The 19,191-nt window shown below is 55.7% G+C and carries 11 protein-coding genes; 5 read left to right on the top strand and 6 right to left on the bottom strand.

Going from position 1 to position 19,191, the window contains the following annotated elements:
- The 3 genes from NI000_RS10825 (at window position 1) to NI000_RS10835 (ending at window position 4,408) form a co-directional block, all read left to right on the top strand.
- Window positions 1–1,536: a solute symporter family protein gene (locus tag NI000_RS10825; protein ID WP_054972742.1), complete on the top strand. Its 1,536-nt coding sequence runs from the start codon at window positions 1–3 to the stop codon at window positions 1,534–1,536.
- 139 nt (window positions 1,537–1,675) lie between these two features.
- Window positions 1,676–4,132, top strand: coding sequence for a CoA-disulfide reductase (locus tag NI000_RS10830; protein ID WP_253410345.1), 2,457 nt, complete (start codon window positions 1,676–1,678; stop codon window positions 4,130–4,132).
- Between the two features lie 15 nt (window positions 4,133–4,147).
- On the top strand, window positions 4,148–4,408 hold the full coding sequence (locus NI000_RS10835; protein WP_010493553.1) for a metal-sensitive transcriptional regulator: 261 nt from the start codon (window positions 4,148–4,150) through the stop codon (window positions 4,406–4,408).
- Window positions 4,409–4,732: 324 nt separating this feature from the next.
- Here the strand turns inward: NI000_RS10835 and NI000_RS10840 are convergent, their stop codons facing one another.
- From NI000_RS10840 to NI000_RS10855, 4 genes are all read right to left on the bottom strand, one after another.
- Window positions 4,733–5,110 carry a winged helix-turn-helix transcriptional regulator gene (locus NI000_RS10840; RefSeq protein ID WP_253410347.1) on the bottom strand — a complete coding sequence of 126 codons (378 nt, stop codon included), beginning with the start codon at window positions 5,108–5,110 and terminating at the stop codon, window positions 4,733–4,735.
- Between the two features lie 129 nt (window positions 5,111–5,239).
- The gene (locus NI000_RS10845) at window positions 5,240–6,079 is read right to left on the bottom strand and encodes an SDR family oxidoreductase (protein WP_253410349.1); all 840 of its coding nucleotides are present in this window, start codon (window positions 6,077–6,079) and stop codon (window positions 5,240–5,242) included.
- A 105-nt stretch (window positions 6,080–6,184) separates the two neighbouring features.
- Window positions 6,185–6,595, bottom strand: coding sequence for a MarR family winged helix-turn-helix transcriptional regulator (locus NI000_RS10850; RefSeq protein WP_253410351.1), 411 nt, complete (start codon window positions 6,593–6,595; stop codon window positions 6,185–6,187).
- Window positions 6,596–6,754: 159 nt separating this feature from the next.
- Window positions 6,755–7,357 (bottom strand): TetR/AcrR family transcriptional regulator, encoded by a 603-nt coding sequence (locus NI000_RS10855; protein WP_253410352.1) that lies wholly within the window; start codon window positions 7,355–7,357, stop codon window positions 6,755–6,757.
- Between the two features lie 161 nt (window positions 7,358–7,518).
- Here NI000_RS10855 and NI000_RS10860 point away from each other — a divergent pair, with 161 nt between their 5' ends.
- Window positions 7,519–8,205, top strand: a complete 687-nt coding sequence (locus NI000_RS10860) for a DUF2306 domain-containing protein (RefSeq protein WP_253410354.1) — start codon at window positions 7,519–7,521, stop codon at window positions 8,203–8,205.
- A gap of 248 nt (window positions 8,206–8,453) precedes the next feature.
- Here the strand turns inward: NI000_RS10860 and NI000_RS10865 are convergent, their stop codons facing one another.
- Both NI000_RS10865 and NI000_RS10870 read right to left on the bottom strand, forming a co-directional pair.
- Window positions 8,454–11,060: a LuxR C-terminal-related transcriptional regulator gene (locus NI000_RS10865; RefSeq protein WP_253410356.1), complete on the bottom strand. Its 2,607-nt coding sequence runs from the start codon at window positions 11,058–11,060 to the stop codon at window positions 8,454–8,456.
- A gap of 78 nt (window positions 11,061–11,138) precedes the next feature.
- Window positions 11,139–13,400, bottom strand: coding sequence for an AraC family transcriptional regulator (locus NI000_RS10870; RefSeq protein ID WP_253410358.1), 2,262 nt, complete (start codon window positions 13,398–13,400; stop codon window positions 11,139–11,141).
- 249 nt (window positions 13,401–13,649) lie between these two features.
- Here NI000_RS10870 and NI000_RS10875 point away from each other — a divergent pair, with 249 nt between their 5' ends.
- A complete protein-coding gene (locus NI000_RS10875) occupies window positions 13,650–19,082 on the top strand; it encodes an S-layer homology domain-containing protein (RefSeq protein ID WP_253410360.1) in 5,433 nt (1,810 codons plus the stop codon).
- Window positions 19,083–19,191 lie beyond the last annotated feature (109 nt).

Below are 19,191 nucleotides of genomic sequence, written 5' to 3' on the forward strand. Positions count from 1 at the left end.
ATGATGAATACGGCCTTTCTCTTGTTTCTGATCATCGTGGCGGGAACGCTGGTCATTACGTATTATGCGGCAAAAAAAACGAAGACCGCCAGCGAGTTTTACACCGCCGGGGGCGGGTTAACCGGCTGGCAGAACGGTCTGGCCATAGCGGGCGACTACATGTCTGCGGCTTCCTTCCTGGGGATCGCCGGCATGGTGGCGCTGTTCGGCTTCGACGGCTTCTTTTACAGCATCGGCTTTCTTGTCGCGTACCTTGTCGTGTTATATCTGGTGGCGGAGCCGCTGCGCAATCTGGGCAAGTATACGATGGCGGATATGATCGCGGCCCGTTTCGACAACAAGAAAGTGCGGGGCGTGGCGGCGCTGAACTCGATCACGATCTCGATCTTCTATATGATCGCCCAATTGGTGGGCGCCGGAGCCTTGATCAAGCTGCTGCTTGGTCTCGAATATTCGACCTCGGTCCTGATCGTTGGAGCGCTGATGACCGTCTACGTCGTGTTCGGCGGCATGACGGCCACGAGCTGGGTGCAGATCATCAAATGCGTGCTGCTGATGGCGGGTACGTTCATCATTTCGCTGATTGTCTTCGCCAAATTCGACTTTAATCTCCTTCATATGTTCGACGAGATGGCGAAGGCTACGCCGCTGAAAGAAGCCTTCTTGAATCCGGGCAACAAGTTTACGAACGGGCTGGATACGATCTCGCTCAATCTGGCGCTTGTGCTCGGTACTGCGGGCCTACCGCATATTTTGATCCGCTTTTTTACGGTAAAAGACGCCCCGACCGCGAGGAAGTCTGTGGTTGTCGCTACTTGGGTTATCGGGCTGTTCTATGTCATGACGATTTTCCTCGGCTTCGGCGCGGCTGCTTTTGTCGGGAAGGATGTGATCGTGCAGGCGAACGCGGCCGGCAACATGGCGGCCCCGCTGCTGGCTAAGGCGCTCGGCGGAGATTTCCTGTTCGCTTTCGTCTCGGCTGTAGCGTTTGCTACGATTCTGGCGGTCGTTGCTGGACTCGTGCTCTCGGCGGCCTCGGCTTTTGCACACGACTTCTACAGCCATATTTTGCGTAAAGGGAAGGCGACGGAGAAGGAGCAGGTAAGATCCGCCAAGCTGGCCTCCGTTGGAGTTGCGATAATTTCGATTATACTGGCGCTGTTTGCCCAGAAGCTGAACGTTGCTTTTCTGGTCTCGCTGGCCTTCGCCGTTGCTGCGAGCGCCAACCTGCCGGTCCTCGTGTTCACCGTGTTCTGGCGCAGATTCAATACCGCCGGCGCCGTGACGGGAATGCTCGTAGGCTTGATCAGTTCTTTGATCTTGGTGATGGTCAGCCCTAACGTGTGGGACCCGGTCGCAGGGAAGGCCATTCTCGTCGGAGAGCCGCTCATATCGCTGACGAATCCGGGAATTATCTCGATCCCGATCGGATTCGTGGGCGCCATTGCCGGAACCTTGCTCTCATCCAAACGCAACGACGAGAAGTACGATGAGATTCTGGTAAAAGCAAATACGGGCATGCAAGAGGTCGTGTGAGTTGAATCGAATAAAGTTGTTCGGGAGTCGTGCCGGCGCACGGCTCTTTTTCTCGTTGTCCGGTTGACTTTTATACCCCACTGGGTATATCATATACCCCATAGGGTATTTCTTATTTTATAGAAAAGGACTGATTGCCGTGCCTAGAAATATTGTCATCGTTGGCGGAGTGGCGGGCGGCGCTACGGCGGCTGCCCGATTAAGACGTTTGAACGAGCACGATTCGATCACGATGTTCGAACGCGGAGAGCATATTTCGTTTGCCAATTGCGGGCTGCCTTATTATATCGGAGGGACGATTGCATCCCGCGACAAGCTGCTGCTTCAATCGCCGCAGGGGATGAAGGACCGGTTCGGCATCGACGTTAAGGTGCGAACGGAAGTGACGGCGATCGACCGGGCGGGCAAAAAAGTACGGGTCAAGCAATTGGATACCGGAGAAGAAGCGGAATATTCGTACGATGTTCTCGTGTTATCGCCGGGGGCGAAGCCCATCGTGCCGGAAATTCCCGGCTTAACCGAGGCGGAAGCGGTGTTCACGCTGCGCAATATTCCCGATACGGACCGGATTCACGCATGGATTGACGGGCATAAGCCGCGTCATGCCGCCATTATCGGCGGAGGGTTTATCGGCGTCGAAATGGCCGAAAATCTGCGCCATCGCGGTCTTGAAGTGACGCTGGTGGAGCGGAACGGGCAGGTGCTGGGGCCGCTTGACCCCGAGATGGCCAAACCGGTGGAACGGCACATGCGTCTCCAAGGAGTTGATCTTGTGCTCGGTGCGTCCGTCGTCGCCATCGAAGATCGCGGGAAAACGCTGCGCCTGTCCACAGGGCAAGTTCTCCGGACGGATATGCTGCTGCTGGCCATCGGCGTGACGCCGGAGAGCGGACTGGCCCGCGAGGCGGGGCTTGAGCTTGGCGTGAGAGGAGCGATCCGTGTAAACGAACGGCTGCAAACGAGCGATCCGTCCATCTACGCGGTCGGCGATGCGATCGAAGTGAAAGACCGGACGCTCGGCTTCGAAACAGTCGTGCCGCTCGCTTGGGGGGCCAACCGTCAAGGGCGGCTGGTTGCGGACGCGATTCAAGGGCGGAAAGCCTCCTACCCCGGGGCTTACGGAACGGCGATTGTCCAAGCATTTGACCTGACCGCGGCCGTCACCGGGGTAAATGAGAAGACGCTGAACAAGCTGGGGGTGCCGTATGAGGCTATCCATATCCATCCGGCCTCCCACGCCGGGTACTATCCCGGAGCTGCGCCGCTGTCGCTCAAGCTGCTGTTCGATAAAGCAAGCGGCGCGATTTACGGTGTGCAAGCCGTTGGGCAGGATGGGGTAGACAAGCGGATCGACGTGATTTCCGCGGCGATGCGCGGAGGACTGACGGCAGCCGAGCTGGCCGAATTGGAGCTGGCGTACGCACCTCCGTATTCGTCGGCCAAGGACCCGGTTAACATGGCCGGATACGTCGCGTCCAACGTGATGGAAGGCTTGGTCGAGACGATGCAGTGGCACGAGGTGGACGCGTATGTCGAGGGTGGCGGACTGCTCGTCGATGTCCGGGACGACGCCGAACGGATGGCGGGCTACATTCCGGGTTCGGTCTGCATTCCACTGAACGATTTGCGCAACCGGCTGCACGAGCTTCCGCTCCAACATCCGGTTGTCGTCTCGTGCCAGGTCGGCTTGCGGGGCTATGTCGCGGCCCGGCTTCTTCAGCAGCACGGATACCGGGTGCGCAATTTGGACGGGGGCTACAGGACGTACGCCGCGATGGCTGACGAGCCGCCGCTTCCGGCTCCCGAGACGGGCAGCGGTCCGTCGGCGGTGCCGACCGATTCTCCGGCCCCGGATTCTCCTGTTCAAGTTCAAGTTCAGGTCGACGCTTGCGGATTGCAGTGTCCAGGCCCTATTATGAAAGTATACGAAGCTGTCCGGCAAATGGCGCCGGGAGAACGGCTCGAAGTGAAGGCCACCGATTTCGGATTCGCCGCGGATATTGCCAAATGGTGCGAAAAAACAGGCAATCCGCTGGAGACGGTCGAATCTTCGCCCGAAGGCGTGCGGGCGGTGCTCGTGAAAGGGGCCGCTGCCACGCCGCAGCAATTCGTCCCGGCTTCGTCCAAAAACGGCGCGACCATGGTCGTGTTCAGCGGCGACCTGGACAAAACGATCGCCGCCTTCATCATTGCTTCGGGGGCCGCGGCGATGGGCAAGCCGGTCACGATGTTTTTCACCTTCTGGGGCTTGAACGTGCTGCGCAAGGCCGAATCCCCGGCCCTCAAGAAGGACGGCTTGGAAGCGATGTTCGGGATGATGATGCCCAAAGGCGCGGCCGCCCTTCCTTTGTCCAGAATGAACATGGGAGGTCTTGGCGCCAAGATGATTCGCCGCGTCATGCAGCGCAAAAATGTCGATTCACTGGAAGCCTTGATGGGCAATGCGATCCGGTCCGGCGTCAAGCTGGTCGCATGTACGATGAGTATGGATATTATGGGCATCCGCAAGGAGGAATTAATCGACGGTATCGATTATGCCGGCGTAGCGGCCTATTTGGGCGATGCCGAGGATTCGGGCTTGAATTTGTTTATTTAGAAGAGGTGAGTCGGTGTGGAATACGATAATGCGGTCAAAAACCGGCTGAAGCGGATCGAAGGCCAGATCCGCGGAGTGCTGGGCATGCTGGAAGAAGGAAAAGATTGCAGAGACATCGTAACGCAGCTGTCTGCGATAAGGACGGCCGTAGACCGGACGATCGGCACGGTCATCGGGGCGAATCTGGAGCACTGTATCCGGGAGGAGCTGGAAAAAGGCAATTCGCCCGATCAAGTGATCCAAGAGGCCGTGCAGCTGCTGGTTAAGAGCCGATAAGAACTGGTCTAGCCGCGACATGCGATGCCGGCGGCAGGTGGTCAGATGTTTGAAGGTCATAATGCTCAGGGAGGGAACTACCCTCCCTCAGAGTGTTGAAAAAGTGGCTTTTACAAAAATAGAGATGCATACGGAGGTGGGGTGTCTACTGGAGGAGCGATAGCGTTCGCCTTTGTCTGCGGGAAATATCCGCTGCTAAGCGAATTCTAATAGAAATTTCCTGCAGACAACAGTGACCGGAAGTAGATACCCCACCCCCTCGTAACCTCTATCACCTCAATTGACCACTTTCTCAACAAGCTAAGGGAGGGAACGATCCCTCCCTTATTTTTTTTCGGCTTGTTGCGCTGCGGCCGACTGCTGATCGCTTTGTATCCAACTGCTGTGCATGTAGCCCCAATCGCACATGCCTTTGAGCACGGCTTGCAGCGTTTTTCCGTGTTCCGATAACGAATATTCAACCCGGGGCGGAATTTCGTGATAGACGACTCTCGTGATCAGTCCGTCCCGTTCCAGCTCGCGCAGTTGATTGGTCAGCATGCCTTGCGTGACATGGGGGAGATGGCGCCTTAATTCTCCGAACCGTTTCGTCCCTTCTTCCAGCAGGATGAACAAAATCAGCGGCTTCCACTTTCCCCCGATCGCCTGCAGCGTGGTGACAACTCCGTGCGTCGACACGGAATGTTGCGGTGGCTCCTGCATTGTACTTCACTCCTTGAATAATATAGGCTCCCATCATTATAAATCATCCTATAACAAAAGGCTTTTTTTGCTTCGACATCCGGGTATAGAAAAAGGCGCAGCATAATTTACTGCACCTCTCGTTTCGTTTTACATATTCAATTGCAGCTTACGGGTATTCAGCATGCCTTCGAGTCCGGTAGGATCTTGCTCCACTTTGAAGCGCACGAAAGCGTCGGCTTGCTCCGATGTGCGAATACGCAGCGGCTTCGTCTCCATGTTCACCAGCTTTAGCATCACCTCAGCGACGGACTCCGGCGTTTGCGGAACGGCATTCCGTTTGGAGAACGTGCCGATATACGTTTCGAAGACGGGTTTGTATTCATCGTCGCGGATGCCGCCGGTTTGTTCGACATGCGCGAGTACGGTACTGTTGAAATGGGTTGCGATTGCGCCGGGTTCGAGCAAAGTGACATCGACGTTAAAAGTCGGCTTGTAGTAAGTGGCTAAGCTCTCTAACAAGCCTTCGACCGCAAACTTGCTGGCACAATAAATTTCGTTTAAAGGTTGACCGACTAACCCCCCGACACTTGTTGTAGCTATCAGATGACCGGATGCCGCCTTGCGCAGGAGCGGGAGCCCGGCACGAATGGTATGCATGACTCCATAGACGTTTGTATCGAAGACGGTTTGAATTTCCTCGAACGTAGCCTGCCCCAGAGAACGTAGAAAGCCAAAGCCTGCATTCGCGAAAAGCACATCCAAATGTCCGTGCCTCTCTTCGATCGTTGCGAAAGCCCGCTCCAACGACTCTGGCTGCGTAACTTCCATTTCAAGGAAATGAAGGTTAGGGCGACCGCCGTGCTGCTCCTGATCGCGCAGGACGTTGCGGGTGCCTGCATAAACCGTCCACCCCTGATCAGCAAATAAGATGGCGGTTGCTAGTCCGATGCCAGAGGAAGCTCCGGTAATGGCAATAATTTTATTCATGCATTAACCACTCCTAATGTTTATTGTTTATTAACTAAACAATATATAAAATAAACAATAAAGTCAAGACAGAATAAAAAATCCCAACGCACAAGGCATTGGGATTTACAAAGGCAGCTTCTCCAAAAGCTGCTTCAGGGACGCAAGCTCGTCCGCCGAGTAATTTACAAATAGCTTTTCAATTTTCTTATTGTACGCATCGAGAATCGCATTTACAAGTTCATTTCCTTGATCCGTTACTTGGAGGGACAAGCTCCTGCGGCTGTTCGGATGCGGCTTGCGGACAACGAGATTTTGCTCTTCCAACTTATCCAGAAGCTGAGTGACGGCTCCCCGCGTCAAACCGAACTCATTCGCGATATCAACGGCAATGCACTCCGGATGTTTGCGCAAATATTCGAGCGTATACATCATAATCGGGGAAATGTCATAGGCAGGAAGTACTTGTGTTAAGTAGGCGGAAAGCACACTTTTGATTTCACGAAATTTAGAAGTAATCAGATGATCGAGTTCCATGTAGACGTCTCCCTTAATTGTTAACTTCCTATACATTATAACAACTGGATGGTTAAAAATATACGTCAGGCGATTCAGCACGGGTGCATCCCGGCAGGGAAAAGGGTAAAAAGGATATAGCCCTGCTCCCTCTCTACAGGCAGCAGGACTTTGTGCGCCTTATTTTTCCGAAGCGCGCTTATAGGTGCCCAGCAATTGCTCAATATGCTTCATTGCATATCCGACATGCTTGTTGTCCTGGGTCAACCGGCTTGCCATAATGGCGCCTTCGATCGAGGAGAAGACGAAGGAAGCTACCGATTCGGTATTCAGGTCGGCTCTGAATTCCCCGTCGGCTATACCCTGCTGCAAAATGCTTTGCAGAAACGACAGCATCCCGTTATAAGCTGTCAGCGCGTGTTCGCGCATGCTGGGGTACGCATGATCGCTTTCTACGGCGGTATTTAAAAAGGGGCATCCGCCCTGGATCGGAGGATGATGAACCGCGTCGCGGTATACGCCGCACATCGCCAATATTTTCTCCGTAGCGGTCTCGGAGCCTTGGATCGCCGCCGAGAAATGCTCCCACAGCACCTTCCCCGCATATTCGAACGCGGCAAAGGCAATTTCGTCTTTATTGGAGAAGTTGCGATAAATGCCTCCTTTGGTCAAGCCGGTCGCTTCCATAATATCCTGTATCGTTGATCCGGAGTATCCCCTTAGATTAAACAGCTCCGCGGATTTTTTAATGATGTGGGCCTTCGTTTGTTCGCCTTTACGCATGGACAGATTCCTTTCTCGCCTTATCGTTGTGCGGAATGTAAGGGCTCTTTTGCTTGTACATATATTGTAACATTTTATGGGTGAGCTATAGTACTTGGTAATATATAATAAAAAAAGAAACCGGACGGTCCGGTCTCTAAAATGGAAAGGGGATTGTTCGCATGAGAAGGCTGCAAAGCCGAAGCAAATTGCTGCACCTGCTGATGATCGTCGTTGCCGTCGTCTATATGCTTTACGTGACGTACGTTAATTTCATTCATGACCCGCAAGCGGCTGAATTTCTGAACCATAAAACCGGTCTGAAGCGCCCCGTCGTTCTCCCGGTCTGGTTAAATGTGATGTATGTTCATATTGTTTTTGCCTGCGTGGCCATGATCGCGGGGGCCATTAACTTTTCGACGAAAATATTGAGCAAGCACCGGAAGCTGCACCGGGTAAACGGCTACTTGTACCTCCTGTCCGTTGCGGTTGTCGTCCTCACTTCGGGCTATATGGCCCCTTACTCGACGGGAGGAAAAATCAACAGCATCGCGTTTAATGTGATGAATCTTATTTTTATGGGATTGACCGTCGCAGCGCTTGTGCAAATCAAACGAAAGCAGGTCGACAGCCATCGGAAATGGATGGTTCGCAGCTACGCTTTTTGCTTCACGAATCTATTTATCCATATGTTCACGTTTGTTCTTCATAACGGGTTCGGCGTCGAATATGCGCTCAGCTATACGCTGGGAGTCTACGGTGCGATGGTGCTGAACTTCACGTTGGCCGAGTTCGTCATCCGCTGTATTTATACCAAACCTGCGGCCATCGTGCCGCTAGGAAACAAGAAACATAAGGTCATTGCTTGACGTTTGGCTATTTTGCCGGAAAGCATCCGACGGACGGTGCTTTCAGAGTGTTGAGAAAGAGGTTTTTGACTGAAATAGAGAAACATACAGAGGTGGGGTATCCACTGGAGAAGCGATAGCGGCCGCCTTTGTCTTCGGGAAATGTCCGCTGATAAGCGGCTTCTAATCAAATTTCCCGATGACAACAGCGGTCGGAAGTGGATACCCCACCCCCTCGTACACCTCTATTGGCCTATTTGATCACTTTCTCAACACTCTGAATCCTGCCGATCGAAAAGCCCCAACTCCTGCGCCCGCAGCAGCGCTTGGGTGCGGGAGGAGACGCCCAGCTTGCCGTATAAGCGGGACAGGTAAACCTTCACCGTGCCTTCGCTTAATGCATGATCCTGAGCAATTTGCTTGTTCGAGGCTCCTTGCCGAATGCCGTTCAGCATTCTCCATTCGCTTGGCGTCAGCGCCTCCACGAGCCCGGCGGAAGAGGGAACGGCAGGCGGATCGTCCGGCTGCGGAAACCATCCGAACAGCTTGTCCGCATAGGCGGTCAAGCGCGTTTCCGGCTCCGATGCGCTTTGCTGTGTGACGTACTGCTGAAGCAGACGCGCCATCGCCGGGCCTTCGTCCACAAAGCTGCGGATGTACGTATAGGGCTCGGCGGCGCTGAGCGCTTCGTGCAGAAAGTCGAGTGCTTGACCCGACTGCCCGCGCCGCTGCTCCATCAGCGCCTGCTGGATCGGAATCTCGATCATACTGATCCAGCAGCCTTCCCTGCGGCCTTGCGGCTTTAGCTGCTCCAGCAGACGAAGAGCTTCGTCTTCCTTGCCCAGGGCTCCCAGCAGGCGGGTGGCGCTCAAAACCTCCATTTCCCGATTGTACGTCGGCTTGCGGTCTAGCGGCAGCTGCAGCAGGGCGATCTGCCCGGCGGCCTCATCGATCCGGCCCTGCAATAAATGAATTCGCGCTCGGAACGCCCGGAGCGGGCGAACCCAATAGTATTCGGTATAGCGGGACGCGAAGTCGATCGCTTCATCCATCGTTTCCCCGGCGAGCGACAGACGGCCCTCGGCGATATCGATGCGGGCCTGCGTAATGCGGTTCGGCACGAACAAGCCGGGAATCCGTTTGGCCCGGGACACTTTCTCCACCTGCTCCGACAATTGACGGCTTTCTTCCAGGCAGTTCCACTCATACATGGACTCGGCCAACGTCTGCACAACATATTGATTGATCAGCGAGTCTTTCCAGCCGCGGGCTTCGAGCATTTGCACGAACCGTCTGCCGATCTTCCCTGCTTCGTCGGACAGCGCGCCCTTCAAACCGAAGGCGGTGCGGCGGACCAGAGGCTCCGATTCGTTGAAATTGAAATTGTAGAAGACCGGGTCTTCCGGCAGCAGCTCGTTCATCCGCTCGGCAAACGCATACCATTGCTCATACCGGCCGCTAGAAAACATCAGATTCGCTTTGACGAAAAACAATCCGCTGTGCACGCTGTCCCGGATTTCGGGAGCATATTCGCCGTTGGCGAGCCGAATCTCAACGGTTCGCATCTCGTCCTCGGCGCGTTCGAATTGTCCGGTCACGATCAGCAGAAAAGCATACAGCAAATGCAATTGAGGCGGCCAAGCCGTACGGGCAGGGAAGCAGGCGAACCAGCTCAGCAGGGTGGCGAACTCTCCCCGCAGCAGCACCGTCAAGATGTGCTTGTCGAGGAGGCCCGAGGCGAGCGCGTAATCTTCGGCGGCAATCGCATGGTCGATTGCGTCGTCGAACAGCCCCCGCTCGGCAAAGCCAAGGCTTGCCATCCGGTTTAACCGGGTCCATTGCTGCGGCTGCTCGTGCCTCAGACGAGTGCGCAGAAATTCCGAGAAGACATGGTGATACCGGAACCATGTATGACGGTCGTCCAGCGCAACGATGAACAGATTGCGGCTGCGAAGCCGTTCCAGAAGAAGCCGGCTGTCGCCGCGAAGCGTCACCGTGTCGCAGATGGAAGCGTCCATACGCTGCAGAACGGACGTTTGCAGCACGAATTCATACAGCTCTGCCGGCAGCCGGGAGAGCACCTCGTGAAACAAATAATCGGCGATGTTAAGATCGGTGCCGGAGAAGGCATGCACCAGCCGCTCGTAATCCGGGCGTTCCTGAAGCGAGAGGGAGACGAGCTGCAGGCCGGCGGCCCAGCCCTCCGTCACCCCGAGCACTTTGGCGATGTGGTCGGCAGACAAAGGAAGGTTTACGACTTCCCGGTAAAAAATCTCCGCCTCCTCGCTGGTGAACAACATATGGGGCGCCGGAATATCTGTCCGTTCATCCCTGACCAGCCACTTGGCCGTCGAAAACGGAAGCTCCGTCCGGCTCGCGATCAGCAAATGCATGTTATCCGGTAAAATATCGATCATATAGCTGACGCTTTCATGAATGCTTTTGTCGTACAGGCAGTGGTAGTCGTCCAGAATCAAGGCCGCAGGCCGATCCAGCGAATGCAGCTCGTTCATCATGACATCGATCATGGTATCGACGGAGCCCTGCGGAAGGGTGTGCAGCACAGGCGCCATCAGCTCGGCGAATCCGGGGATAATGGCGGCGTCCACAGCGTGAACGACATAACGCCAGAAGCGGGCCAGATCGTTATCCCTCTCGTCCAGCGATACCCAAGCGGCCGCTTGTTCGTTATGACGAACCCATTGGCACAGAAGGGTCGTCTTACCGAACCCCGGAGGGGCGCAGACGGTGGTGAGTCTTCCCTTCATGCCTTTGGAAATTTTGTGCAGAAGACGATCCCGCGCTACGAGCGTTTCGCGGGTTACGGGCGGTGAAATTTTGCTTTTTAGCACGACGGGCTCTGAGTAGCGAATCATAATTCCTCCGCAGAACGGTTAAGTTGGTCTCTTATCCCATTATACTTGATTCGCCATGCTTAGTTCTATCTCCCTACCTTACGAAGTTCGCGCCATCGTTTGCGTTCTCCGGTATTCGCCGGGCGATTGTCCGGTGCGGTTTTTGAACATCCGGTTAAACGAGGAAATATTGCGGTAGCCGACTTGCTCGGCGATTTCCTGAATGTTCATGCCGGTTTCGAGCAGCAGCTCCTGCGCCTTCCGGACGCGGATGTCATGCAGATGGTCGGTAAAATTGACCCCGGTTTTCTCCTTAATATAGGTGGAGACGTAGGCCGGCGTCAGGTTCAGCGACCCCGCCAGCGCCTCCAGCGAGAGGTCCTCCGCATAATGCCCTTGAAGCACGCCGAGCACATGCTCGACGATCGGATCGGAAGCTTCCTTTTTCTCCTTGATGAATACGGTAACGGCGTTCAGGAACGATTGCAGCGTATCACGGTATTCCTTCAGCGTACAGCATTCTCCGAGCTGCTGGATCATCGGCTTCAGCCGCCAGGAGGTGCTTGCCTCCACTTTGTAATGTTCCACGATTTTTTGCGCCTGCGCCGAGACGGAGGAAGCGAACAACCGGAACCGCCGGACGCTCGCTTCGTCCCGGTCCAGCTCGTCCAGCCATTGTCCGACGAGCCGGACGGCTTCGGCTGCGTTGGCCGCTTGCAGCGCGGCATTCAGCTCCTGCTCCTGCGTCAGCGTCAGCGCATAGACAGACGGATCGGTGCGGCATTCCAGCACGATCTGCATCTCCTCAAGCAGTCTCGCTTGCCGGGCCATCTCCTGCACCTGCTTGTAGGCGTGCCCGAGCTGGGCGGAATGGCCGAACCACGAGCTAACGGCCGCCGTGACAAGACAATGGCGCCGGTCGCGGTCGAGCATCGGCTTCAGCTCCTCCAGCATCGCCACCAAGCGGTCACGTTCGTTGCCCGGCACGACCGACAGGAATTGGTGCGCCTCCATCCGGAACGTGTAGGAGCCGGGGAAACGCTCGTCCGTCACCAGCTTGAGGTGCTCTCCGATCGATTGGGCCGCGAGCTCCCGGTTGACCGGCATATCGACGAACGCGGCGGAGCGGAAGCGAAGCTCGTAGAGTACGATAGTAAACGTCTCCGCATGATGCGGAATGCTGTGCCAGTCGCTCAACTCGTGATTGATATTTTTCAATTTGGCGATATAGTCATAGCCGTTCAACACGGATTGCTGCTGCCGCAGCTCGCCGAGGATCTCGTCTTTCTCCTTGAGCAACGTCTGAATTTTATGGCCGATCAGGTCGAATTCGTGGATCTGGCTATCCAGCGCCGTTTCACCGGGGTTCGAGATGGACGAAAGCAGCTCCCGGACCGGCTTATGGATTCGTTTGCTGAACAGGACCGACAGCACGAGACTGACGATGACCGCCGCTGCCATCACAAGCAGCATAAGCTTGTTCAGCCGGTTCGCCTCTTCCGCGAAGCTTAGGCCCGGAACGGTCAGGATGTACTGCAAGCCGTCCGCATCTTGTTGGCTGAAGTAGTAGTTCCCGTCCAGCACTGTGTAATCCGGCCCGCCGCCGGCTGCCGGCAGCGCGGACAGCAGCCCGTCCGGCAGCTCCGATCCGCCGGCAGCCGTCCGGTACAGGACGCGCCCGTCCGGCTCCAGTATGGTCAGATTGAGAGGGGACCTCTCCCCGGCAATCGCTTGCTTCAGCCGTTCGGCGTCGATCATCGCGACGACCAGATAGCTTGCCGTCGGCGGCTTGATGGAATACGGAATGAGCGTTTTTTCCTCCGGATGCTCCGCCGGGTTAAAGAACGAAGCCGCCGGATGAATGACATAGTTCGGCTCGCGTTCGAACTGCGCTTTCCAATATGTAGAAGAATACGTATTGCTCGTGAAGATGTCGGAGAACAGCCGTTCCTCTTCGGTGGCGCCCTTCTTGTCCACCAGCAGCGGAACCGGCTTGAACAGCAGCATCATATTGTCCAAATACAGTTCCGGCTCCCGTACGATCACTTGGATATCATCCACAATCGCGCCAGTTTTGAACGAATCCTTCTGCGTCATCGAGATGATGAGGCGGTTCAGCCGGGTCACGTCCTTGTCCGTGTACTGCTTGTACAGGGCGTTCTTCACCCGCTCGAACTGGGAGTGATACCGGTCCGCCGCATGGCGCAGCGTCAAACGGTTCTGCTCGATCCGTTCGCCGTGAAGGCGGTTTTTGACTAGCGAGAAAATGGCGACATCGACCAGTGCGAAGATGACGATCAGGATGATAAAGCTCTTTAGTATTTTGCGGAATAAAGATTGGCGAACAAGCAAAGCAATCATGCGAACAGGCTCCTTTATCGTCTGGATGCTTCCTTATATTGTAGCGCAATACCGGCTCCCAAAGGTATGGGCACTTTTTTCGATCCTATGCATTTTTAACGATTTGGCGCTTCACAAAAGCTTAACGGGCGGATGCCAAGCGGTGCAAAGGATCGAAGAAGATGTGTATAGGCAGCTCGGCCGCTCCCGGGTATAGTTCGATTTGGAAGATCGAATCACCTACAAGACCAGACGGGAGTGTGCAAAAGCGTGTTTAACAGGAAGTGGAAATCATGGGTTTCGGCGCTGACGGTGGGCGGTCTGCTGCTTGGACTGCTGCCTCCGGGCGGATGGGGAACGCCGGCAGCGGAGGCAGCTGATACGCCGGATTATGGAAAAGTACCGAAGCTGCTTATTACGGAGCTTGTCCCCGACAGCTCGAATGTGGCTGGAAAAGCCGTCGATGCGTACGAGTTCATCGAGGTATACAACAATTCGAAGCAAATGGTGAATTTCAAGGACTATACGCTAGCCTACCTGGCCGGATCGAGCGAGACGGTATGGTCGGCAGTCTATAACAACGATATGACGATTTCGCCTCAGCAGACGATTGTGCTGTGGGTCATGAACGCCGACAATACGAACGAGCCGACGGCGGCCTTCAATGCGAATTACGGCACGTCGCTACAGGAAAACGTCAATTTGTTCCGCGTGAACGGCGGCGGAGGCATGTCGAACAGCGCGCCCCGAAGCCTGCTGGTGAAGGATAAGAGCGGCAGCGTCATTTCTTCCGCATCGTATCAGAACGACGCCCAGACGGTTCAGGACATGGGCATCGTGTATCAGTATCCGACGGACGGCAGCGTCAACATGACGATGAGCAGCGCCGGAACGACGGCGGCGTCGCCGGGCCGGGTCGAGGCCTTTCAGGTACCGGTGCTGACGCCGGACGACGTGCCGTCGGGCTCCAAGCTGCAAATTAGCCATACGCCTCCTGCGGAAGCGTCGAATGCGGACGATTTGCCGATTTCGGCCGTCTTTACAGGGAATCAGCAGACGGTAACCGCTGCGGTCTATTACAAAACCGGGTCGCAGTCGGCGTTCTCGTCGCTGCCGATGGCTCCGGCTCCGGGCGGCGGCTATACGGCGAAAATTCCGCGGGAATCGCTGGCCGAATCCGTGCTGGAGTATTTCATTCAAGCGAAGGACGGGAGCCGGACGGTTACTTCGGAGACATATACGGTAACGGTGAAGCTGCCCGACTTCGATTATTCGAAGCTGCCGCCGATCCTCGTGACCGAATTGCTGCCGAACAGCACGAATGTCGGAGGAGCGGACGGCTACGAATTTATCGAGATTTACAACAATACGGACCAGCCGATTAACTTCAAGGACTACAAGCTGTTCTACCGGTATACCGACTCGGGGCCGGAGGACGACGTCATTTGGCCAACGGACCGGGAAGACTTGATTCTTCCGCCGAAGAAGCCGTTCGTGTTCTGGGTCATCAACAGCCAAAATACGGCCAAAACCGTAGCGGATTTTAACGCGGCCTACCAGACGAATCTGGTGGAAAATACGGACATCGTCAAAGTATACAGCGACGGGATGGCCAATGGCTCCAAGCGGGGCGTTTCCATCGGAACCAATACGCACGTCGACGTATCCGTTGCGTATTATGACGGCTCGCTGCCGAACGAAACGAAAGAAAATTACGGCATTGTCTACAAGTATCCGATGGACGGTACGGGCACGATGATCAAGGCGAGCGCCGGATTGAAGCCGGCCAGTCCGGGAAGCCTGGAGCCGGGACAAGTGCCGGCTCAATCGCTGATCTTCACCCCGGATACGTCGGCTCCGACGGTGGCGAACCTGACCCAGGCGTCGCAAGTGGAGCAGTGGAGCAACCTGGAGCTGGTCGCCGATGCCAAGGATGACCGTCAGGTGCTGACGACGGCGCTGTATTTCCGCTCCGATAACCAGGCGGAGTATACGAAACGGTACCTGTACCAGAACTACAACGATAAAAAGTATCATTATACGGTGTATTCGCCCGACCTGATCGGTAAAACGTACATCGAGTATTATTTCAAGGTGTCCGACGGGACGAACGAGACGACGTCTCCCGTATACCGTGCGAACGTGACCGGGGGAATGAATAAAGACGGCCTCCGGCTGAACCTGAAGGACGGGGAGTTCGTATCCGGCCAGCGTATCGTCAAGGCGGCTGCAGGGCAGTCCGGCCCGGATGCGGTGAAGCTGGCCATCGACGGTCAGGACCTGTCTTCCCAGACGTATGCTGCCATGGAGAGCGATGCCTATTTTGCTTTCGAGGCGGCCTCGGTCGATTATTATTTCAAAAATGCCGTAACCATCGGCAAAGAAATTATCTATACGTTCCAAGATCCGATCCCGACGTATCAGACCCTTTCGGTGCCGATCGGCGCAGACCGACTGCGGGTAGGCAGCAACGTATTTTCGATCCGGGCGGGCTCGAAGTCGTCTCCGTTCGACGATCGTCCGGAGGAGAACAAGGACGATTTCAACGTGAAAAACGTGCGGCTGGTTCTCGCCGACGGAACGGCCCTGTACGATTCCAAGTATGCCAATAAGGAAAAAGAGATTAAGATGGGTGACAGCGACGGCCGTTTCGAGGCGCTCGATTTCCAATTCAATCTGGATGCCAATCAATTGAAGGCCAAAGCGTACGCTTGGGATACGAAGCAGCTGAGCGACGGCGTCCACCAAGTGACGGCCACCAGTGCGGTGTACGGTACGGTGACGGCGAACGTGACGGTTGACAACACCGCTCCGGTCATCGAGCCTTCGGTCGAAAGCGGAAAGGTGTACCGGGGAGCGTTTACACTTGATGCGAAGGTAACGGATGCGATGACGGGCCTGAAAGCCGTCGAGGCGGTTTTGAACGGAAAACCGGTAACGCTGCCGTATGCGACGACCTCTTCCCAGCTTGGCAAGGGGACGCATACGCTCGTGATCCGGGCAGCGGACAACGTGGGCAACAAGGCGGAGAGCACGGTCAGCTTCGAGGTACCGGAGGAAGATCCGCATAAGCCGACGGTTGTGGCGCCTGTCGACGGGCAGACTGGTGTCGATCCGAACGCCGTGCTGAAGGTGAAGGTCGAGGACCCGAACAACGACGCGATGAACGTGGCGTTCTATCGCGGGTTCCACTATGGCGGCAGCCATCGGACCGGTTTGACCGCCAAGCGGGGCGCGGCGGATATCGAGCCGCCGAAGCAGCTGGAGCTGGCCGGGGAGAAGGCGTTCACCGAGGAAGATTACCAGAAGATCAACGCGGCGGACGGCGACTATCTGATCGACGACTCGGTCGGTCAATTCCCGTACCACCGTTTCGAAGCGAAGCTGGACCCGTCCGTTCAAGCGACGGACCGTGTAAAGGTGGAATGGCAGGGCAAATCGCTCGAAGGCCGCAAGGTCAGCCTGTATGGCTGGAGCCCGAAGGCGCAGCAGTGGACGATGCTAGACAGTAAGGTGGCGGGGGCGGAAGATTTTGCATTGACCGCTACCGTAACCGCCGGAGAGTACAATACGAACGGCACGATCCAATTGATCGTGCAGGACGAGCTTCCGGTGTCGCAGCAGCCGTACGATTTTTCGTTCTTGTGGATGTCCGACACGCAGTATTACTCGGAAAGCTATCCGGAAATTTACCGGCGCAACGTGCAGTGGATTGCCCAGAATCAGGACGCGATGAAAATCAAATACGTCGTCCATACCGGCGATATTGTGGATGAAGCGGACAAAGAGTACCAGTGGATCGAAGCGGACCAGAATATGACGGTGCTGGAGGATGCGAAAGTTCCTTACGGCGTGCTTGCGGGCAATCATGACGTGTCCCATCAGCTGTCGGACTATACGCAGTACTGGAAATATTTTGGCGAGGACCGGTTTAAGAAGCAGCCGACCTTCGGCGGGTCTTATCAGAACAACCGCGGGCATTACGACCTGGTTTCCGCGGGCGGCAACGACTTTATTTTCGTCTACATGGGCTGGAACATCGGCGATGCCGAAATTCAGTGGATGGACGAAGTGCTGAAGCAGTATCCGGACCGCAGAGCGATTTTGAACTTCCATGAATTTTTGCTCGTTTCCGGCAACCGGGCCCCGATTGCGGATAAAATTTACGAGCAGGTCGTGAAGCCGAACAAAAACGTTATTGCCGTCTTGAGCGGCCACTATCACGATGCGGAAACGAAGATCGATCCGATCGACGACGACGGCGACGGCAAACCGGACCGCACCGTCTACCAAATGCTTGCGGATTACCAAGGAGCCGAAAAAGGCGGGCTCGGCTACATCCGCCTGCTGCAATTCGATGTAAACCGCAACAAAATTTACGTTAAAACGTATTCGCCGTTTTTGGACGACTACAACTACTACGATCCGAAGGAGTATCCGGGCAAGGACGAGTTCGAGCTGGACGTGAACCTGACACCGATGCAGAAGCGCGTGGCGACGGACTACATGAGCATCAGTGTGTATACGGACCAAACCATCGGTCAGGCGGCTCAGGTGCCCGAAGGCCAGGAGGCATCCGTCGTTTGGAGCGGTCTGCAGCCACAAAGCTACTACCAATGGTACGTGCGGGCAGCGGACAACAACAGCGGGCAATCGCTGTCGGACATCTGGGGCTTCACGACGGGCGCTGCGCCGACGGACGGCACGGATAAAGCGGCTCCGGTATGGCCGGAGGGAAGCGCGTTGAAGGCGTCGGACGTGACAGATACGGCCGTAACGTTAAGCTGGAACGCCGCGACGGACAATGTGGCGGTTACCGGCTATCGGATCAAGAGCGGGGATAAAGAGCTGGTCAAGCTGCCTGGCGACAAGCTGTCGTACCGCGTGACGGGACTGAGCAGCGACACCCGCTATACGTTCCAAGTCGAGGCAGTAGACGCCGCGGGGAAGTGGACGGCCGGCCCGAGCGTGACCGTGCGGACGGAAAGCTCGTCTTCGAGCGGCGAAGACAGCAGCGGTGGCAGCAGCAACGGAAGCGGCAGCGGGGCCAATCCGGGAACTCCGGCTAAACCGGAGCAGCCGAAGCCGGATCAGCCGGCATCTCCGAAGCCGGGCAAGGAAACGCCAACGACTCCGGCGCCTGTACCGGTACCGAATCCGTTCCGCGACGTGAACGAGAGCTATTCGTGGGCCAGCGAAGCGATTGCCGTGCTGACTTCCAAAGGAATTATTCAAGGCACCTCCGACACGACGTTTGAGCCGGGTCAAAACATAACGAGAGCCGATTTTATCACCTTGCTGGTGCGCGCTCTTGGCTTGAAGAGCGACTTCGATTCCAACTTCAGCGATGTCAATCCGAGCGACTATTATTATCAAGCCCTCGGCATTGCGAAGAAGCTGGGCATTACCGACGGGGTGGGAGACAATAAATTCAACCCGAAAGAAAAAATATCGAGACAAGATTTGATGGTGCTTACGGCAAGAGCGCTGGACGTCTCCAAAAAGCTCGAAATTCGAGGAGCCGAGGCAGATCTGGCTTCCTATAGCGACAAAGCCGCCGTCGCTTCGTACGCAACGAACAGCGTGGCCGCTATGGTCAAAGCCGGAATCGTGGAAGGCAACGGCAGCGGACTGAATCCGAAGGGACAGGCGACAAGAGCCGAGACGGCCGTTATCCTGTACAGGATCTTCAAGAAGCTGTAATTCATCCTGACGCAGCAGCCGACTTCGAACAATTAGTTACTTTTTATGTAAAAGAAAAACTTTATTAAATAAGGGGTTTCGCATACTAGACGTATCTAATATGTGAAAC

The sequence above is a fragment of the Paenibacillus tyrphae genome (genome assembly GCF_024158745.1).
Taxonomy (GTDB): domain Bacteria; phylum Bacillota; class Bacilli; order Paenibacillales; family NBRC-103111; genus Paenibacillus_G; species Paenibacillus_G tyrfis_A.